Raw genomic sequence first — 15981 nt, forward strand, 5'->3', positions numbered from 1 at the left:
ACCTCCGTCCTTATTCAGCGCCCGCTAAAGTCAGTGAAGTGATTATTGTGATTTTCTAACCCGCAGATACCATTCGCACAATAGCCTGACTTGTTTACGGGTATAGCCTTTATCGACCATTCGCGCAATGAATTCTTCGTGTTTCTTCTTATCGTCTTCAGATGCTTTAGCATTGAAAGAAATCACCGGTAATAAGTCTTCGGTATTGGTAAACATTTTCTTCTCGATGACCGATTTTAATTTTTCATAGCTGTTCCATACCGGATTTTTACCATTATTATTGGCTCGAGCTCTAAGGACAAAATTCACTACTTCATTACGAAAATCCTTAGGATTAGAAATTCCTGCTGGTTTTTCTATTTTCTCAAGCTCTAAGTTGAGTGATGGACGATCAAAGATTTCACCTGTATCTGGGTCGCGATAATCTTGATCTTGAATCCAAAAATCTGCGTAGGTAATGTAACGGTCAAAAATGTTTTGGCCATATTCTGAGTAAGACTCAAGATAGGCGGTTTGAATTTCTTTACCAATGAGATCAACGTATTTGGGTGTTAGATGCTCTTTAATAAAGGTTAAATATTTTTCATGCAACTCTTGTGGGAATTGCTCTTGTTCAACTTGACGTTCTAACACATAGAGCAAATGAACAGGGTTAGCGGCGACTTCAGAATGATCAAAGTTGAAAACCTTCGATAAAATTTTGAAAGCAAAACGAGTTGAGATGCCGCTCATCCCTTCATCCACACCGGCAAAATCACGGTATTCTTGATAGGATTTTGCTTTAGGATCAGTATCTTTGAGTGATTCACCATTATAAACGCGCATTTTGGAATAAATGCTTGAGTTTTGGGGTTCTTTTAAACGAGTCAATACGGAAAATTGGGCCAGCATATCCAGTGTACCAGGTGCGCAGGGTGCATCTTTCAACGAACTGTTATCTAGTAATTTTTGATAGATACGCAATTCTTCGCTAACGCGTAGACAATAAGGTACTTTAACAATGTTAATACGGTCGATAAACGCTTCGTTGTTTTTATTATTGCGGAAGGTTTGCCATTCTGATTCGTTAGAGTGGGCAACGATAATTCCCTCGAAAGGTAAGCCCGATAAGCCTTCCGTCGCGTTATAGTTCCCTTCTTGAGTCGCTGTTAGTAGCGGATGCAAGACTTTAATTGGCGCTTTGAACATTTCAACGAATTCAAGCAAACCGCGGTTTGCGCGGCAGAGACCACCAGAATAACTATAGGCATCGGGGTCATCTTGAGAAAACTCTTCCAATTTCCGTATGTCGACTTTACCGACTAGAGAGGAAATATCTTGATTATTTTCATCGCCTGGCTCTGTTTTGGCGACAGCAATTTGCTTCATGCGGGACGGTTTAACTTTGACCACGCGAAACTGACTAATGTCACCGTTGTATTCATGTAAACGTTTAACAGCCCAGGGTGACATGGCATAACGTAAATGCCGGGTCGGGATGTTGAAGCGCTCAAGTAATAATTCGCCATCCTCATCCGGGTTAAATAATGAAAGCGGTGAATCAAAAACGGGTGAACCTTTTATCGCATAGAAGGGAATTTTTTCCATTAAATCTTTTAACTTTTCCGCTAGCGATGATTTACCGCCGCCCACCGGACCCAGCAAATAAAGTACTTGTTTGGTTTCTTCAAGACCTTGAGCCGCGTGTTTTAAAAAGCCAACAATCTGTTCGATAGGCTCTTCCATGCCATAAAATTCATCAAAAACTGAATAGCGAGGTATGATTTTATTAGAAAAAATACGCGAGAGTATTGGGTCATGGCGAGTATCAACCATTTCAGGTTCGCCGATTGCCATTAATAAGCGCTCAGCTGGATTCGCATAGGCAGAAGGATCAGAACGACATAATTCTAGGTATTCATCTAGACTTAATTCTTCGGCTTTATCGTCAATAAAGCGTTTTGTATAGTTCGCCAAAAATTCATTTGTGTTCATAAGCCTTCCCCTTTACTTATGTTTTTCTACTACTCTTTTGATTCTTTTAGTTTTAGTATAACCCATATGCAATTAAAAAAATCAGTAAATTACTAATGTTGTAGTTTTTTTAAGATGGAGCAATGTTCATGCCAGAGAAAAAAACCATATATCGCAAAGATTATCAGCCCCCTAATTTTACAGTGGATACGATTGACCTCGATTTTGATTTGCATGATGACCATGCTTTGGTTAAAAATCGCATGCAATTACATCGTCAACGTGCCGGCGAACTGCATCTTTATGGTGATGAATTAGAGCTTATCAGCATAGCGATGAATAACAAACAACTTTCTAAAAAGGACTATCGCTTAGAGAAAGATGACTTAATTATAGAAAATTGCCCTGAGGCGTTTACTCTCGAAATAGTGACACGCATTCGCCCGCAAGATAACACGCAATTGTCTGGTCTTTACCGGTCTCATCAACTTTTTTGCACGCAGTGTGAGGCCGAAGGATTTCGCAGAATTACGTTCTATCTCGACAGACCTGATGTTTTGGCAACCTATACTACGTGCATTTCTGCGGACAAAAACAAATATCCTGTACTTCTTTCTAATGGAAATTTGATTGATTCTGGCGATTTAGACCATGATCGTCATTGGGTCAAATGGAAAGATCCTTTCAAAAAGCCTTCTTATTTATTTGCTTTGGTTGCCGGTGATCTCGCTTGTGTCCAAGATAAATTCACCACCTGCTCTGGTAAAACCGTGGATTTAAGAATTTATGTTGAACCAGGTAATGAAGACAAATGCGCCCATGCCATGGAGTCGGTGAAGAATGCGATGCGCTGGGATGAAGAAGAGTTTGGTCGCGAATATGATTTAAACATTTATATGATCGTCGCTGTCAGTGATTTTAATATGGGGGCAATGGAAAATAAGGGTTTAAATCTGTTCAATTCCAAATACATCCTTGCGCGGCCGGATACGGCAACCGATCAAGATTTTGCCGATGTGGAAGGTGTTATCGGCCATGAATATTTTCATAATTGGACAGGTAATCGTGTCACTTGCCGTGATTGGTTTCAATTAAGTTTAAAAGAAGGATTGACTGTCTTTCGTGATCAAGAGTTTTCACGTGATATGAATTCCCGTGACGTCAATCGTATTGCAGACGTTAAGGTGCTGCGCAACACGCAATTTCCAGAAGATGCTGGCTCCATGGCGCATCCGGTAAGACCTGAGTCTTATCAAGAAATCAACAACTTCTATACGGCAACGGTTTATAACAAAGGTGCTGAAGTTATTCGGATGCAACATACCTTGCTCGGCAAAGAGGGGTTTCGCCGGGGTATGGACTTATATTTTAAACGTCATGATGGCCAGGCGGTAACCATCGATGATTTTGTGGCCGCGATGGAAGATGCGAATAAAGTAGATCTGACGCAGTTTAAACTTTGGTACAGTCAAGCCGGTACTCCAGAAATTCAGGTAGCCACTGAGTATGACTCAGGTAATCTCGAACTAACCCTGACGCAATCTTGCCCCCCAACGCCGGAATGTAAAGAGAAAAAACCCTTTCATATTCCTATTCGCATTGCCTTATTTGATGAAAAAGGTAACTCATTGCCGCTTAAGCAAGAAGTTTTAGGGCTGCGGGAAGCGCAACAAAGTTTTCATTTTTCTGGTCTGACGGCCAAACCCATTATTTCCTTATTGCGTGATTTTTCTGCTCCAGTGAAGCTAAAGCGCCAGCTAAGCCAAGACGAGTTGCTTTCTTTGCTGCGCTTTGAGTCTAATGGCTATGCAAAATGGGACGCCGCCCAGCGCTTAGCTCTGGATTGCATCAATCATTATTTCAATACTCCCATCAATAAATGGACTATTCCTCAGGCATTAGTTGATGCTTATCGTCATGTTTTAGAGGATGAATCCCTTGATTATGCTCTACGAGCCGATTTACTAACCCCTCCAGGCTTTGAAGAAGTAGCCGCTACCTTGACCTCTGTGGATGTGGATAGGGTAGAGAAAGCCCGAGATTTTTTCCGTGTTGAATTAGGCAAACAGCTTTACGAATATTTAGAGATGATGTATCTGGCTCTTTGGCAAGAAGAGGACCATGGTATGTACGCAAAAGCCTATGGCAAAAGGAAGTTACGCAATGTTTGTCTTGGATTAATGATGAAAGCGGATGAAGCCCATACTCTAAATATTTGCCAACAGCAATTTATCAAGGCGAAGACCATGACGGATCAAATTGCCAGTTTTGCTGCTTTAAATAATTGTTCGCAAGGCACGGCAAGAGAGCAGGCCATTGACAATTTTTATCGCCAATGGTCGCAAAATGACTTGGTCCTTGATAAATGGTTTTCTATTCAGGCCACTAGTGAATTAAAGGACAGCTTAGCACGGGTCAAAACGTTAATTAAGCATCCTGCATTTAGCATGAAAAATCCTAATAAGGTGCGTGCGGTAATCGGTGCTTTCTGCCAAGCTAATCCCCGTCATTTTCATGCTGCTGATGGTAGTGGTTATGTCTTCTTGCGCGAGATTTTAGAGCAAATGGATAAAATAAATCCGCAAATTGCCGCCCGTTTAGCCACGCCGTTTACGCGCTGGCGTCGTTTTGATTCGGCTCGGCAGCAGTTCATGAAAGAGCAGCTTAAGCAACTTGCGGTACTCGATTTATCGCGAGATTTAGGTGAGGTGGTTGAGAAAAGTTTGGTGGATTAAGCATGACAAATCATTTTGCCGTCATGGGAAATCCTATCGCTCATAGCTTATCGCCTTTTATCCATCAGCAATTTGCTGAGCAAACAGGCATCAGATTAAGTTATGAAAAAATCTTAGTGCCTGAGGGTGATTTTGAAACATGCGTCGCTCAATTTTTTACCCAAGGAGGGAAGGGGTTAAATATCACCCTTCCCTTTAAGCCACGGGCTTTTGCCATGGCAGCTGTTGCTAAACTTCGTGCCCAGCAAGCTAAAGCGGCCAATACACTATGGATGCAGGAGGGGCAATTACATGCGGATAATACCGATGGCATTGGATTAATCAGGGATCTTTCTCATTATCTTAATCTAGCAGACAAACAAGTGCTTATCCTTGGAGCAGGAGGTGCTGCCAGAGGAATTATTAATCCTTTATTAGAAGCAGGGATAGCCCAACTCGTTATTGTTAATCGCAGCGAAGATAATGCGAAGCGCTTAAAAGCGGATTTTGCGCAAATAAAATGCAGTTCTTTATCAGAATTAACCGGCCATTTTGATTTAATCATCAATGCAACCTCAGCAAGTTTAGCTGAGGAGAAACTACAATTAGCGCCTTCGCTATTAAAATCAACTACAGTTTGCTATGACCTCGCTTACAATCTTCAAGCGCATACCCCCTTCGTGGAATGGGCACATGAACAGAAAATTGCGGGAGTAGATGGTTTGGGTATGCTGGTGGAGCAGGCAGCGGAAGCATTCTTAATTTGGCATGGTCTGCGACCTGATGCTCGCGCCGTTTTACATCAATTAAGAAAAAACAGCTAGTTCGATTTTGATTGACTAGACTTTGAGAAGTGATTACAAACTACGAACTGCGCATAATAAGGAATTTGCTTTATGAGGATACTAGTAGCACTGCTGATCTCTTGTTTGATATGCTCAAGCTCCTATGCTGAAAGACTAGTTGTGGGCACTTCACCTTTTGACCCGCCGATGGAAAGTCAAGCGACAAAGGATAATGTATTTACTGGTTTTGAAATTGATCTTGTCAACGAGGTTTGTCGCCGGATTCATGCAACTTGTGTCTTTGAACCCATGACCTTCGCCGACATAATGAAAGCAGTGGCAGCAGGAAAAGTTGATTTAGGCATTGATGGTTTTTTTATTACCCGAGAACGACTCAAATATTTTTTATTTAGCCAACCCTATTTACAAACCAAAGCCCAATTATTTACCACCGTCAATTCGGGTATGGACATTAACACGGTCAATGGCAAACGCGTTGCTATTGAAGCAGGTACTGTCTATAAAATGATTCTAGAAACGAGCTTTCAAAACGTTCAGGTCATTGAATACAGTAAGCAACAAGATATGTTGCAAGACTTGGCCGATCAAAAAGTTGACTTTATCATGTTTGACTTTATCAGTGCGTCCTATTGGGTTAATAGCAATCCCACGGTGTTTAAGCTAGTTGGTCCAGCAATACCCTTTGGTCTGGGCTATGGGATTATGGCTAATCTCAATTCAGGCCCACTCATTGCTCGCATCAATAGCGCTTTGAATGCCATGGAAAATGACGGTACCTATTTAGCCATTTATTCACGCTATTTTTAATTCTAATTGGCAAAGAATTTGTTAACTTGATCGGCTGAGGTAATCGTGTCCTGATAACCTAAATCAAGAAGCTCGCGAGTAAAGCCAGGTTCGAATAATAAAAAGCTGAGTAGATCGCCTGATTTATTTTTAGCACCCAAAATATTCAGTAAAAAACGCAGCAAAGCAGGCATGGTTGCGTATTGTGCTTGAGCAATGTCAGCGATATCGATACTTGGTCTTAAATGAAGTGTTTCAATGGGACGCCAGGGAGAGCGGCGTTTTTTCCACATAGATAATAGACGAGCAATGTCATTCATGCGATTGACCATTTCAATATCACGATCAAGATTATCGAGAAATAAACCATTTAACATCCCACCGAGAATATGGGCAAAGCCAATTTCACCGTTGCGTAATTGATCGGGATCATGGAACACCGGTAATTGGCGCGTACCCAAGATAAGAATTTTTTCAACCTGAAGACGTAAGGCCCCGCGTAGGGGCGAAACCAAACCGATACTGCCGTCACCATAATGAAAGCCGTCAATATTGACGGTGGGAAAGAAGAGCGGCAACGCGCTCGATGCGAGAATATGCTCCATCTTCAGGCTAGTTTGTTGACTGACATGCCGTGGATAGTGCCAATCTTCAAACCCAGCAAAATCATGACGATAAAAAGAAATCGTCTGTTGGGTTTCATAGCAGTGGCTGATGACCTCCATGGCTTCCAAATGGTGATCAGCGATGTTGGTTTCAATCAAATTAAAATCAATGTTTGAAGTGATGAATTCACGTAAAGGACTAGTATCCAGTAGATTGCCTGATTGGCGTTGTCTGACGATTAAATGACTCATATTTCGGAGAACTGATTTAGAAAGTGCGTAATTAGAGGCATTAAAAATGTGATGGCAATGAATCTCCGCCCACATCGCTTCAAGTTTTTCCAATCCTGTGGGAAAGTCATGTGCCATTTCAGCAAGCACTGCAGCATTCAGGCAGCCAACACTGACGCCGCTAATCATTTCAAACGGAATCGTTTTCACTTGTAAGATATGGCCAATGGCTTTCAACACTCCTGCTTGATAAGCGCCACGTGCTCCACCTCCGGCCAAAAAAAGAGCTTTTCTACTAGCCATGTCAATTTATTTTTCTTGGGGGATTAGGGCAATATAGTTGACAAAACAGGGAGCTGGCAAGCAGTTTTTATCAGAAAAATTCATTAAAAAACCGCAACTCCCCACGCCACGCTATCTCGAGCATAGCAGAGGAATCTCTCTGTAGTGGCACAAGCTTTAAAATAATGATGGATACAAATCAAGGATAGAAGAGTCAGTGAGAGCACTATAAGACTACTGTTCTCGCAAGTTGTGGTATAATTGCGCAGCAATATGATGTTTCGGTACTTGTGAATGAGTAGAAGTAAGTTAGAGCCAAGAGAAAACTCTGAGATAGAGCCTATGAGTTTCGAATTGACAGAGACTGAGCTTTTATTAGCACGCCAGCAAGCTTTAGAAATGCAAGAGCCGGTTAGTTTTCAGTTTAACCCACCGCCTGAAGATGTTTTAACGATTGCGTTATTTAAAAAAGTTCCCTTCCTTTCTGGTTTCTTACGCAGTGTTGATGGAACAGGCGTAGCCATTAGTAAATTGGCTTATATCGAAGGAAGGGAATTAGCAGGTTCAATCAACTCGGGTTTTCGCGTTGCTGGCGTGATCATTGCCTTTATTGATTTTATCCGTATTCCCTTGATGTTTTATGCTGCTTGGCTTTTAGGCTGCCCGTTACCAATTACTTTATCGCATGCAGGGCGATGGCTTTATTCTGCTGTTGTTTTAGGCTTAGCTTTAGCTGGCGTATTAGCTCCTGTCCCAGTAGCACCTATTATAGCATTATGCGCAGGATCCCTTGCCTTGGCGGTTAGCGTTTTTATTTTGGTCAAACATTTTTACGATCGTTCCCAAACGAAGCAAGCCTTGATTCAGGGCACTATAGATATCGAGAGGGCTGAGTCGCAGTTACAAAATCTGGTAGAAAAAGCGCAGCGATTATCTGTTTTACTTAATGATCCAGGAGAAGTAGCAAATTATCCTGATTACGTGAAGCAGATTAAAAAAATGCAAACTAAATTGCAGCGGCGAAAAGAAAAATTACAAAAGTTGTATGACAAGCAATTTGAAAACATGCAACTGATGAAGGATTTAAGTGGGAGCGCTGTACGGGATAAAAAGGTTGGTATGGCCTTAGCTATTGTAGCAGTGATTGGTTTAGCTTTAGCTATTTTTTTTCCCCATATTGGCTTAGTCCTTTTCGCGATAAGTGCTGCGACGAGTGGTTTATATCTTATCGGCTTACTGACCTATCTCCTCGTTCCGATTGTCATTGAAAAATTTAGGGCTAAGTCAGCTATGGAGATTACTCAGATAGGTCAGCTTGAGGATAATGGGCTGGAATACGATAAAAGTCTTGCCTCGACGAGCATAGCAATGCTGACGCTATCTGGAATGAAAGAGGAAAAAAAATCCAGCGAACAAGAGCAACATCTTAGAAGATTAAAACAAATTGATAACAATCTATCGGACTACCTAGAAAGAAGCGATGTACCCAAAATCATATATTTTTTTAGCGAGATGGCTAGCTATACTCAAGCCCATCAAGCCAGCGAAGAAGATATAAAAATTTTCCTTGATTATTTCACCCACACCAATCGAGCATTGCAGATACTTAATGACGCCTTGTGCAATGGTGAGGTGGCTAAAGAGGAAGAGGATAAATTATTAAGCTATCGGCCATTAACCTGGGTTTTAATCGCAAGGGGAGTCACTGGTTTGGATTCTCAGCCGGCTCATTTTGTCCAACCCCTGCACGCTTTAAATTACTGTGTACCTCCTCTACCAGACATGGATTTCAAATCAAATCTCGAAGCAAAAACTGTTTAAAATCTGTTATTTGCATTTCATTTTGAACTAGTATAGCGTTTTAGCTATTCATTTAGGGCGTCAAGGTGATCGATGCTTTCTCTGTTTCGTAAACAACCCCGTGCTTTCCATATGATTTTTATGCTCGAGATCTGGGAGCGCTATGGTTACTATACCATGCAAGGCATTCTTACCTTGTTTTTCATTCGCTATTTAGGCTTTAATGAAACAGATGCTTATTTTACCTTTGGTGCTTTCTCAGCGCTTGTCTATGGGATGATCGCCATAGGCGGCTATCTCGGTGATAAAGTATTAGGTACTAAACGCACCATCGTTTTAGGGTTAATTACCCTTGCTCTCGGTTATCTTTCTTTAGCTTTGGTGGAGAAGCAGCATGTATTTTTAGCTTTAGGCCTTATTTGTGTAGGTAATGGTTTATTCAAAGCCAATCCTTCAAATTTACTTGCTAAATGTTATGAAAAAGAGGATCCCCGTTTACATGGAGCCTTTACACTTTATTATATGGCAATTAATTTAGGCTCTACCTTTGCCTTAGTGATAGGCCCCACTCTGGCTAGCCACTATGGTTATTCTTATGCTTATTTCAGTAGTTTTATTGGCTTATTGCTTGGATTAGCCAATTATTGGTTTCAGCGTCAGCATGTTGCCCAGATTAATACACCCTCAGATAATAAGCGTGTCCCTTACTGGCAATGGGCTCTGGTTATCCTTGGAATAATAGTTATTACTTTGATATCCGCTTATCTCTTACAGCATGTGATTCTTGCTAAAAATTTAGTTTGGTTAGTTACTGCTGTTGTTGTGGGAATTTATTTTATTTTTATGCGCCGAGAGCAAAAATCATCTTTTAGACGCATGTTTGTTGCATTAATTCTGATGCTTGAAGCAATTGTTTTTTTCACCTTATATCAGCAAATGCCCACCTCATTAAATTTATTTGCCGTTCATAACGTCAACCCTTTTCTTTTAGGGGTTCCTCTTAATCCACAAAGTTTTCAGGCTTTAAATTCAATTTGGATTATCATCATGAGTCCTGTGTTGGCGATCTTGTACAATAAGCTTGATCGCCAAGGTTATTCTTTTTCTATTCCTTATAAATTTGCTACAGGAATGCTCTGTTGCGGCTTAAGTTTTAGCTTACTGTTCTTTGCTAGATACTCGCATGACGGTCAGGGTATTGTTTCTTCATGGTGGTTGGTGGCGAGTTATTTTTTTCAGAGTACCGGGGAGTTATTGGTCTCAGCGCTGGGAGTTGCGATGGTTGCTCAGTTAGTACCAAGTCAAATTACAGGTTTTGTGATGGGGATGTGGTTCTTAACGTCATCAGTAGCCGGTTTTATTGGCGCGACTGTCGCCAATTTTGCTGCTCTTCCTACTAATGTCACCCCGGGCATTGAATCATTGACCATCTATACCCGGGTTTTTGCTTATATTGGCTTAGTCACTCTGGCGATTGGCCTTTTAATGTGGTTAATTGCGTCTCGATTAAACCGCTCCATTCATGATCTTTAAGAAAAAGTTACTTCTTTTGTCTCATGTAAATACGCTTGAGGCGGGCGCATTTTCATCAGCACGCGTTTAATTCCTAAACTAATGTTCGCTAAATTAATTGGCAGATAAATCAGTAAGGAAGTGCCGGTAGAGTAGTTCGGATTTAAGGAAAGATAATAATTGATCAAAGGATCAGCTTCATCTTCTAGGATGGGTGGATTAAGCAAGGGGATTTGATTATGGATCAGCATAGGATGCTTAGCATCCGTTTCCCAATGATGGAGTCTTTTTAAATGCTCAACCAGCACTAAAACAAATTCAGGAATCGGTGTTTCTTCATTGGGATAGATACCGTTATTCAGTTTTGATAAAAATTGGAAGCGGGTTGGTGTGCTGACTAGTGAAAAATAAGCCATATTTTCGTGAGGGCGCTCTAATTTATAGCGTATTGCTTTTGCTAAACAAAATCTTGCTGCAGTGAAGCTAAGGTCTATTCTGGGATCATAGTAAGTACCTCCGATATAAGCGGTAAATTCACTGTCTTGTACCTGAAGTGAATGACGGCAAATACGTGAAAAACCAACAATTTTATTATTAAGATCATAGAAAACACCCAGTGAACCTGTTGTTTCGGGGCTTAAAATTTGCTCATTGAATTGATGGTGATTGGCGATGCGATAATGTTTCCTCGTAAATTGCTCAAGATCGAAAGCCAAACTATCAGATAAGGGTAAATAAGTATCAACTTCTATTAATTCTGTCCGTAACGCTAAAGAACTACTCATTTTCCCCTTCCTAGAAAAAAACTAAGTAATTAAGTAGAAAAGAAGATTTGCAAAAAGTCAAATCCCTAAAGTTGCTTTAACGAAAGGAACGGTAATTTTGCGCTGTGCGGCTAAAGATGCTTTATCTAAGGAATCAAGAATATGTTGTAAATCATGCATATTACGCGCACAGCGATTAATTAAAAATTGTCCGACAGAGGTGGGTAATTCAAAACCACGCTTACTGGCCTGTTGCTGTATCGTTTTAATTTTAAAATCATCATCCAGCTCATTGAGTTGAGCGACTATCCCCCAGGCTATGCGGGATTTAAGATCAGCAAGTTGAATATTTAGATTGGAAAGCGATTTTCTGCTGCTCATTAACAGTAGGGTTCTACCATTGTCTCGTACTCGATTGTAGAGATGAAACAGCGCTTCCTCCCAAATTTTATCGCCAGCGATGGCATCAATATCATCAATTGCGATTAAAGTTTGTTCAGAGAGATTATCGAGACTCTCAGGTCCCCATTCTTTAAGGAGAGGTAAAGGTAAATAAATTGAGGTTGCATCAGGCATCGCTTGGCAACAAGCTTGCAACAAATGAGATTTACCACTGCCGACCTGGCCCCAAAGATAGAGTTGTCGCTCACCCGTCCCTGCTAGGCAGTTCTTTATTTGCTGCTCTAATAGTTGATTAGAACCCCAACAAAAATCAGTCAAGGTTGCTTCATTATTAAGCTGAATTGCTAAAGCCAACTGACGATTCATTTTGCTAAATGATCAATGGAGTACGCTTTTCTACCCCAAGTACAAACATAATCAATGTAGGATGCAGAGGTTGTAATCGCTGTAATTAACATAAGCGTATTAATGACATAAGAAGGGAAGGCAAAAAAAGCTAACTCAAAAAGGCAGAAGGTGACGAGAGCTAATTGCAAGGTTGTATTAATTTTACTTAACAAAGTGGGTTCAAAATCGAGCTTACGCTGCACGAACCAAAACCAAGCCATTACACCTATAGAAATAGTTAAATCACGCATAAAAACGAGAATAACTAACCACCAGGGTAATTCGCCAAGTAAGGCTAAGGAAATAAAGCTCGAAGCGACTAACAGTTTATCTGCCAAAGGATCGATAAAAGAGCCCAACGGACTTTGCCAATGGAAATATCGGGCTAGCCAACCATCCAATCCATCAGTAAGTCCTGCTAGCATAAACATGTAAAAAGCGTTGACGTATTCGTGCCTGTAAAGAAACACCAGAAAAGGTGCTATCAATACTAGCCGAAATAAAGTAAGCGCATTAGGTATATGTTTCAATATCATAGGTAAACGACTTTTAATACGCTAATCGCTTTGGGGCAATAATGTATAGTGTTGCACCATTAGCATTTAAGCTTTAGTGAGACAGTCCTTAAAGTGTATACAATCCTGGCGTCACTGTCACGCTCTGAACAAAATCGGAGCTCAGTAATCTAAAAAATTAGGCACTAATTGATGAATTTTCTGTTGTTTCCTTTGCAGTTTCATCGATAAGAAACAAATATGCTCCCTAGGTGCTGACATAAGCTGTTCGTATTGGAATGCGGATACTTCAGCAGGAATGCCTCGAGTCAGACGCGCAAAGTTACTTTTAATAGTACAAGCAACAACTTGCCATAATTTGAGCGGTTCTAAGCCATAAGATCGACTCAAACAGTTTATCCAAAGGCTCAAGTTATTTTGGAGATTGGTTTGTATAAATTGCTGGCAGACTTCTTTGAGAGTACTTGTTGTCATGGAAGAAAGGGCGCCCAGTCTCTGTTGCTGGTAGATTGGTTGCTGGCAAATAGCTAACTGATTAAACCCGCGAAATACTATGGCCTGTGGTTGATTCTCATGAATTAAAATAAGGGTTGTTTGCCAATCGCCAGCCAAGGCTAGACCATACTGCAATAAAAGATGAAGTTGGCCTTCCAAGAGTTTTTGGCAATATTGCTGAAAATAAGATAAAGGACAGAGGTTACTGGCCGCGATAATTTCAAGCAGCAAAGGGGCCTCAGAACTTGGTGAATCAGCAAATAAAGCGGCCAGAGGAACTAGGCGCTGCCCTTCTTGTATCTTCTGGTTGGGATTTTCACTTAGGGCAACAGCCAATTGTTTCTGCTGATAACTCGGTATTGCATTACCATCGACTGTTAATTCCGCGAGTTTCTCCACAATCAATAAACTCTTCTGATAATGCTGGTGTTTTTCCAGTAACTGATTTAATTCTTTAGAATAATTAGCCATCGATGCAATTGGCTGGCAACCATCCAGATCTAAACTGAGATTGAGATAAGAAGCGTTTTTAGCTTGCGGCATCATCGAAGAGATAGCTAAGGACGGCTTCACTGATTGATGATGGGGGAGCAAAATTAATTGTTTATTATCAAGCAGTGAAGCAAAAGAATGTTGTAATTGATTACGCCATTGCCAAGGGTGAACAGGTAAAGGGTAAAAATTGTCAGGATTTTGCTGTTTAAATCTCAATTTTTCTTGCCAAAGTTTGTACTCTTCAGAAAATTGCCGTTTTATTAACTCTTGATAACCCAGTTTCCCAGCGTCAGTATTTGCTGCTGCTTTATCGATAGCACACCAATGTAAACTCAGTTGAGCATTGAATTCCGGTGAATATTGTAAGACTTCTCGACGACTAAACCCCAGTTTTGCTTTTAAACCTGGATAATAAGTAAAGCCAATACAACCCCATTGCTCTAAAAGCTCAAAGGCTTCATGGGCATTATTGTCTTTGCAGAGCCACTCCCAAAAATTACGCTCAGTACCTATTTGACGCTTCAACTCCCTTTGCCAGCGCTGCCGATATACTTGAGCCATTGCCTCATTTGCAATGGCTGCTTCTATTTCCTCATGCAAAACTTGCCAATTAAAAAATAAGGAAGCCGGATTTTCCTGTTTAAGTTGTTTTTGCAATTGGGCAAGAAAATCATAGACATGATGGCTAGGTAGGAGCACATCAGATAAACCTTCAATCACAGCAATTTGCCGCAATTGCTGTAAACATTGACGATGCGCTGTACTGATAAAACTATCGATGGAGTGTTGAGGAAGGCCAATCCCTAATTCGAATAATAGAAATCGCAATTGATGATTCAAACCCTGGAAACCACCATAAGCTAAAGCCATATTTTACTCCAAAAGATAGATATAGGATTAAATATAAATGATAATCATTATCATTTGCAAGCTGCAATAACCTCTCAACCTGGTATATTTGCTTGTAATGATGTGGACCCAAGATCGCAACCACACCCCCATAGCCCATAAACAAGGCCTGTCTACCCGCAGGCTTTTGAAGCACAAGGAGGTGCTTTAAGAGTGCTATGGATGGTTGATGCCTGCTTACAAAAGCCTGCGGGTAGACAGGCCTTGCGTCCGCAGGGAACTAGAGGAGGCTGTAGATCAGCTGACAGGTACAAGGAACAAACGAGTTTTCTCTAGCCTAACCAAATTGAAGAGCGGCAAAGAACTAACTATTCTCTTCATTTTTGCGGTAAATAATTGCCGTATTGCCAATGAGTTGAACCAATTCAGCCTGCAATTGGGTACAAAGTTCTGTAGCCATATGCTGCCTATCCTCTTTTTCAGCCCCATTAATTTTGACCTTAATAAGCTCATGGGCGATTAAGGCAACATTGGTTTCTTCAATAACAGCCTCGGTGAGACCTTTGGCGCCTATTAGAACGACTGGTTTTAAATGATGTGCTTTAGCTTTTAAAGCTTGCTTAAATGCTGTATTCATGTGGGCTAATTGTATAAATGGCGGATTATTGCACGTTTTTCTGGGAAAAGGTAGTAAAATTAAGTATCATGCACTATTTCTTATCTGTATAATAACCGTTATGCCTCGCTCTAAAAGTAGTAAACGCTGGTTACACGAACATTTTGATGATATCTATGTTAAAAAAGCTCAGGCTGAAGGCTATCGTAGTCGCGCTGTGTACAAGCTAAAAGAAGTCGATGAGAAAGAGCGTTTGCTAAAACCTGGTATGACAGTGGTCGATTTGGGGGCTGCTCCAGGAGGATGGACGCAGTACATTGCAGAAAAACTAGATGGTCGTGGTATCATTATTGCATTGGATATACTGCCCATGGATGCTGTACCCGGGGTTAGCTTTATCCAAGGTGATTTTCGGGAGGATTCGGTCCTCCAAGAATTAATAAATTTAGAACCAGAACACGGAGTAGACTTGCTTTTATCAGATATGGCCCCAAATATGAGTGGTACTGCTGCAGTTGATATTCCAAGGGCTATGTATTTAGCAGAGTTGGCTTTCGATTTTGGTAATAAAATGCTAAAACCAGGGGGAGCCATGCTTATGAAGGTTTTTCACGGAGCTGGATTTGACGAACTCATTAAACAAGCGCGTTCTCAGTTTAAGCAGGTCGTTATTCGTAAGCCTTTAGCCTCACGTTCTCGCTCACGCGAAACCTATTTGCTGGCTAAGGGCTATAATTTATAGTAACTTTATCGTTCTAACGTCGTAGAA

At 40.9% G+C, this 15981-nt stretch carries 13 protein-coding genes; 6 read left to right on the plus strand and 7 right to left on the minus strand.

All coding sequences use genetic code 11. From position 1 onward, the window contains the following. Positions 1 to 42 precede the first annotated feature (42 nt). Positions 43 to 1974: a PrkA family serine protein kinase gene (locus tag Lnau_RS13725; RefSeq protein ID WP_058505698.1), complete on the minus strand. Its 1932-nt coding sequence runs from the start codon at positions 1972 to 1974 to the stop codon at positions 43 to 45. A gap of 128 nt (positions 1975 to 2102) precedes the next feature. On the opposite strand from Lnau_RS13725, the gene pepN reads away from it, so the two are divergent. The 3 genes from pepN to Lnau_RS13740 all read left to right on the plus strand — a co-directional run bounded on the left by pepN (position 2103) and on the right by Lnau_RS13740 (position 6280). Continuing rightward, positions 2103 to 4688, plus strand: coding sequence for an aminopeptidase N (gene pepN, locus Lnau_RS13730; protein WP_058505699.1), 2586 nt, complete (start codon positions 2103 to 2105; stop codon positions 4686 to 4688). 2 nt (positions 4689 to 4690) lie between these two features. Beyond that, positions 4691 to 5491: a shikimate dehydrogenase gene (gene aroE, locus Lnau_RS13735; RefSeq protein WP_058505700.1), complete on the plus strand. Its 801-nt coding sequence runs from the start codon at positions 4691 to 4693 to the stop codon at positions 5489 to 5491. A 72-nt stretch (positions 5492 to 5563) separates the two neighbouring features. Next, on the plus strand, positions 5564 to 6280 hold the full coding sequence (locus Lnau_RS13740; protein WP_058505701.1) for a transporter substrate-binding domain-containing protein: 717 nt from the start codon (positions 5564 to 5566) through the stop codon (positions 6278 to 6280). Between the two features lie 2 nt (positions 6281 to 6282). On the opposite strand, the gene Lnau_RS13745 is transcribed toward Lnau_RS13740, so the two are convergent. Continuing rightward, complete coding sequence (locus Lnau_RS13745; RefSeq protein WP_058505702.1) at positions 6283 to 7398, minus strand: patatin-like phospholipase family protein; 1116 nt, start codon at positions 7396 to 7398, stop codon at positions 6283 to 6285. Between the two features lie 273 nt (positions 7399 to 7671). On the opposite strand from Lnau_RS13745, the gene Lnau_RS13750 reads away from it, so the two are divergent. Together Lnau_RS13750 and Lnau_RS13755 are read left to right on the plus strand one after the other, a co-directional pair. Further along, positions 7672 to 9198: a hypothetical protein gene (locus tag Lnau_RS13750; protein ID WP_133134848.1), complete on the plus strand. Its 1527-nt coding sequence runs from the start codon at positions 7672 to 7674 to the stop codon at positions 9196 to 9198. Between the two features lie 72 nt (positions 9199 to 9270). Next, positions 9271 to 10710, plus strand: coding sequence for an oligopeptide:H+ symporter (locus tag Lnau_RS13755; RefSeq protein WP_058505704.1), 1440 nt, complete (start codon positions 9271 to 9273; stop codon positions 10708 to 10710). On the opposite strand, the gene Lnau_RS13760 is transcribed toward Lnau_RS13755, so the two are convergent. From Lnau_RS13760 to yhbY, 5 genes are all read right to left on the minus strand, one after another. After that, positions 10707 to 11474, minus strand: coding sequence for a hypothetical protein (locus Lnau_RS13760; RefSeq protein WP_058505705.1), 768 nt, complete (start codon positions 11472 to 11474; stop codon positions 10707 to 10709). The two genes, Lnau_RS13755 and Lnau_RS13760, sit on opposite strands and share 4 nt — an antisense overlap. Before the next feature lie 57 nt (positions 11475 to 11531). Next, positions 11532 to 12221: a DnaA regulatory inactivator Hda gene (gene hda, locus Lnau_RS13765; protein ID WP_058505706.1), complete on the minus strand. Its 690-nt coding sequence runs from the start codon at positions 12219 to 12221 to the stop codon at positions 11532 to 11534. Further along, positions 12218 to 12778, minus strand: a complete 561-nt coding sequence (locus tag Lnau_RS13770) for a CDP-alcohol phosphatidyltransferase family protein (RefSeq protein ID WP_058505707.1) — start codon at positions 12776 to 12778, stop codon at positions 12218 to 12220. Before Lnau_RS13770 ends, hda begins: the two co-directional genes overlap by 4 nt. Positions 12779 to 12919: 141 nt before the next feature. Next, on the minus strand, positions 12920 to 14617 hold the full coding sequence (locus Lnau_RS13775) for an IucA/IucC family protein (RefSeq protein ID WP_058505708.1): 1698 nt from the start codon (positions 14615 to 14617) through the stop codon (positions 12920 to 12922). Between the two features lie 343 nt (positions 14618 to 14960). After that, the gene (gene yhbY, locus Lnau_RS13780) at positions 14961 to 15233 is read right to left on the minus strand and encodes a ribosome assembly RNA-binding protein YhbY (protein ID WP_058505709.1); all 273 of its coding nucleotides are present in this window, start codon (positions 15231 to 15233) and stop codon (positions 14961 to 14963) included. A gap of 100 nt (positions 15234 to 15333) precedes the next feature. Here yhbY and rlmE point away from each other — a divergent pair, with 100 nt between their 5' ends. After that, positions 15334 to 15954: a 23S rRNA (uridine(2552)-2'-O)-methyltransferase RlmE gene (gene rlmE, locus Lnau_RS13785; RefSeq protein WP_058506014.1), complete on the plus strand. Its 621-nt coding sequence runs from the start codon at positions 15334 to 15336 to the stop codon at positions 15952 to 15954. Positions 15955 to 15981: the final 27 nt, after the last annotated feature.

The sequence above is a fragment of the Legionella nautarum genome (genome assembly GCF_001467895.1).
GTDB classification, from domain to species: Bacteria; Pseudomonadota; Gammaproteobacteria; order Legionellales; family Legionellaceae; genus Tatlockia; species Tatlockia nautarum.

What these genes read in the sequence shown, in the direction of transcription:
- Lnau_RS13725 (WP_058505698.1), bottom strand. Translation starts at nt 1,974, where the DNA reads ATGAACACAAATGAATTTTTGGCGAACTATACAAAACGCTTTATTGAC.
- pepN (WP_058505699.1), top strand. Translation starts at nt 2,103, where the DNA reads ATGCCAGAGAAAAAAACCATATATCGCAAAGATTATCAGCCCCCTAAT.
- aroE (WP_058505700.1), top strand. Translation starts at nt 4,691, where the DNA reads ATGACAAATCATTTTGCCGTCATGGGAAATCCTATCGCTCATAGCTTA.
- Lnau_RS13740 (WP_058505701.1), top strand. Translation starts at nt 5,564, where the DNA reads ATGAGGATACTAGTAGCACTGCTGATCTCTTGTTTGATATGCTCAAGC.
- Lnau_RS13745 (WP_058505702.1), bottom strand. Translation starts at nt 7,398, where the DNA reads ATGGCTAGTAGAAAAGCTCTTTTTTTGGCCGGAGGTGGAGCACGTGGC.
- Lnau_RS13750 (WP_133134848.1), top strand. Translation starts at nt 7,672, where the DNA reads ATGAGTAGAAGTAAGTTAGAGCCAAGAGAAAACTCTGAGATAGAGCCT.
- Lnau_RS13755 (WP_058505704.1), top strand. Translation starts at nt 9,271, where the DNA reads ATGCTTTCTCTGTTTCGTAAACAACCCCGTGCTTTCCATATGATTTTT.
- Lnau_RS13760 (WP_058505705.1), bottom strand. Translation starts at nt 11,474, where the DNA reads ATGAGTAGTTCTTTAGCGTTACGGACAGAATTAATAGAAGTTGATACT.
- hda (WP_058505706.1), bottom strand. Translation starts at nt 12,221, where the DNA reads ATGAATCGTCAGTTGGCTTTAGCAATTCAGCTTAATAATGAAGCAACC.
- Lnau_RS13770 (WP_058505707.1), bottom strand. Translation starts at nt 12,778, where the DNA reads ATGATATTGAAACATATACCTAATGCGCTTACTTTATTTCGGCTAGTA.
- Lnau_RS13775 (WP_058505708.1), bottom strand. Translation starts at nt 14,617, where the DNA reads ATGGCTTTAGCTTATGGTGGTTTCCAGGGTTTGAATCATCAATTGCGA.
- yhbY (WP_058505709.1), bottom strand. Translation starts at nt 15,233, where the DNA reads ATGAATACAGCATTTAAGCAAGCTTTAAAAGCTAAAGCACATCATTTA.
- rlmE (WP_058506014.1), top strand. Translation starts at nt 15,334, where the DNA reads ATGCCTCGCTCTAAAAGTAGTAAACGCTGGTTACACGAACATTTTGAT.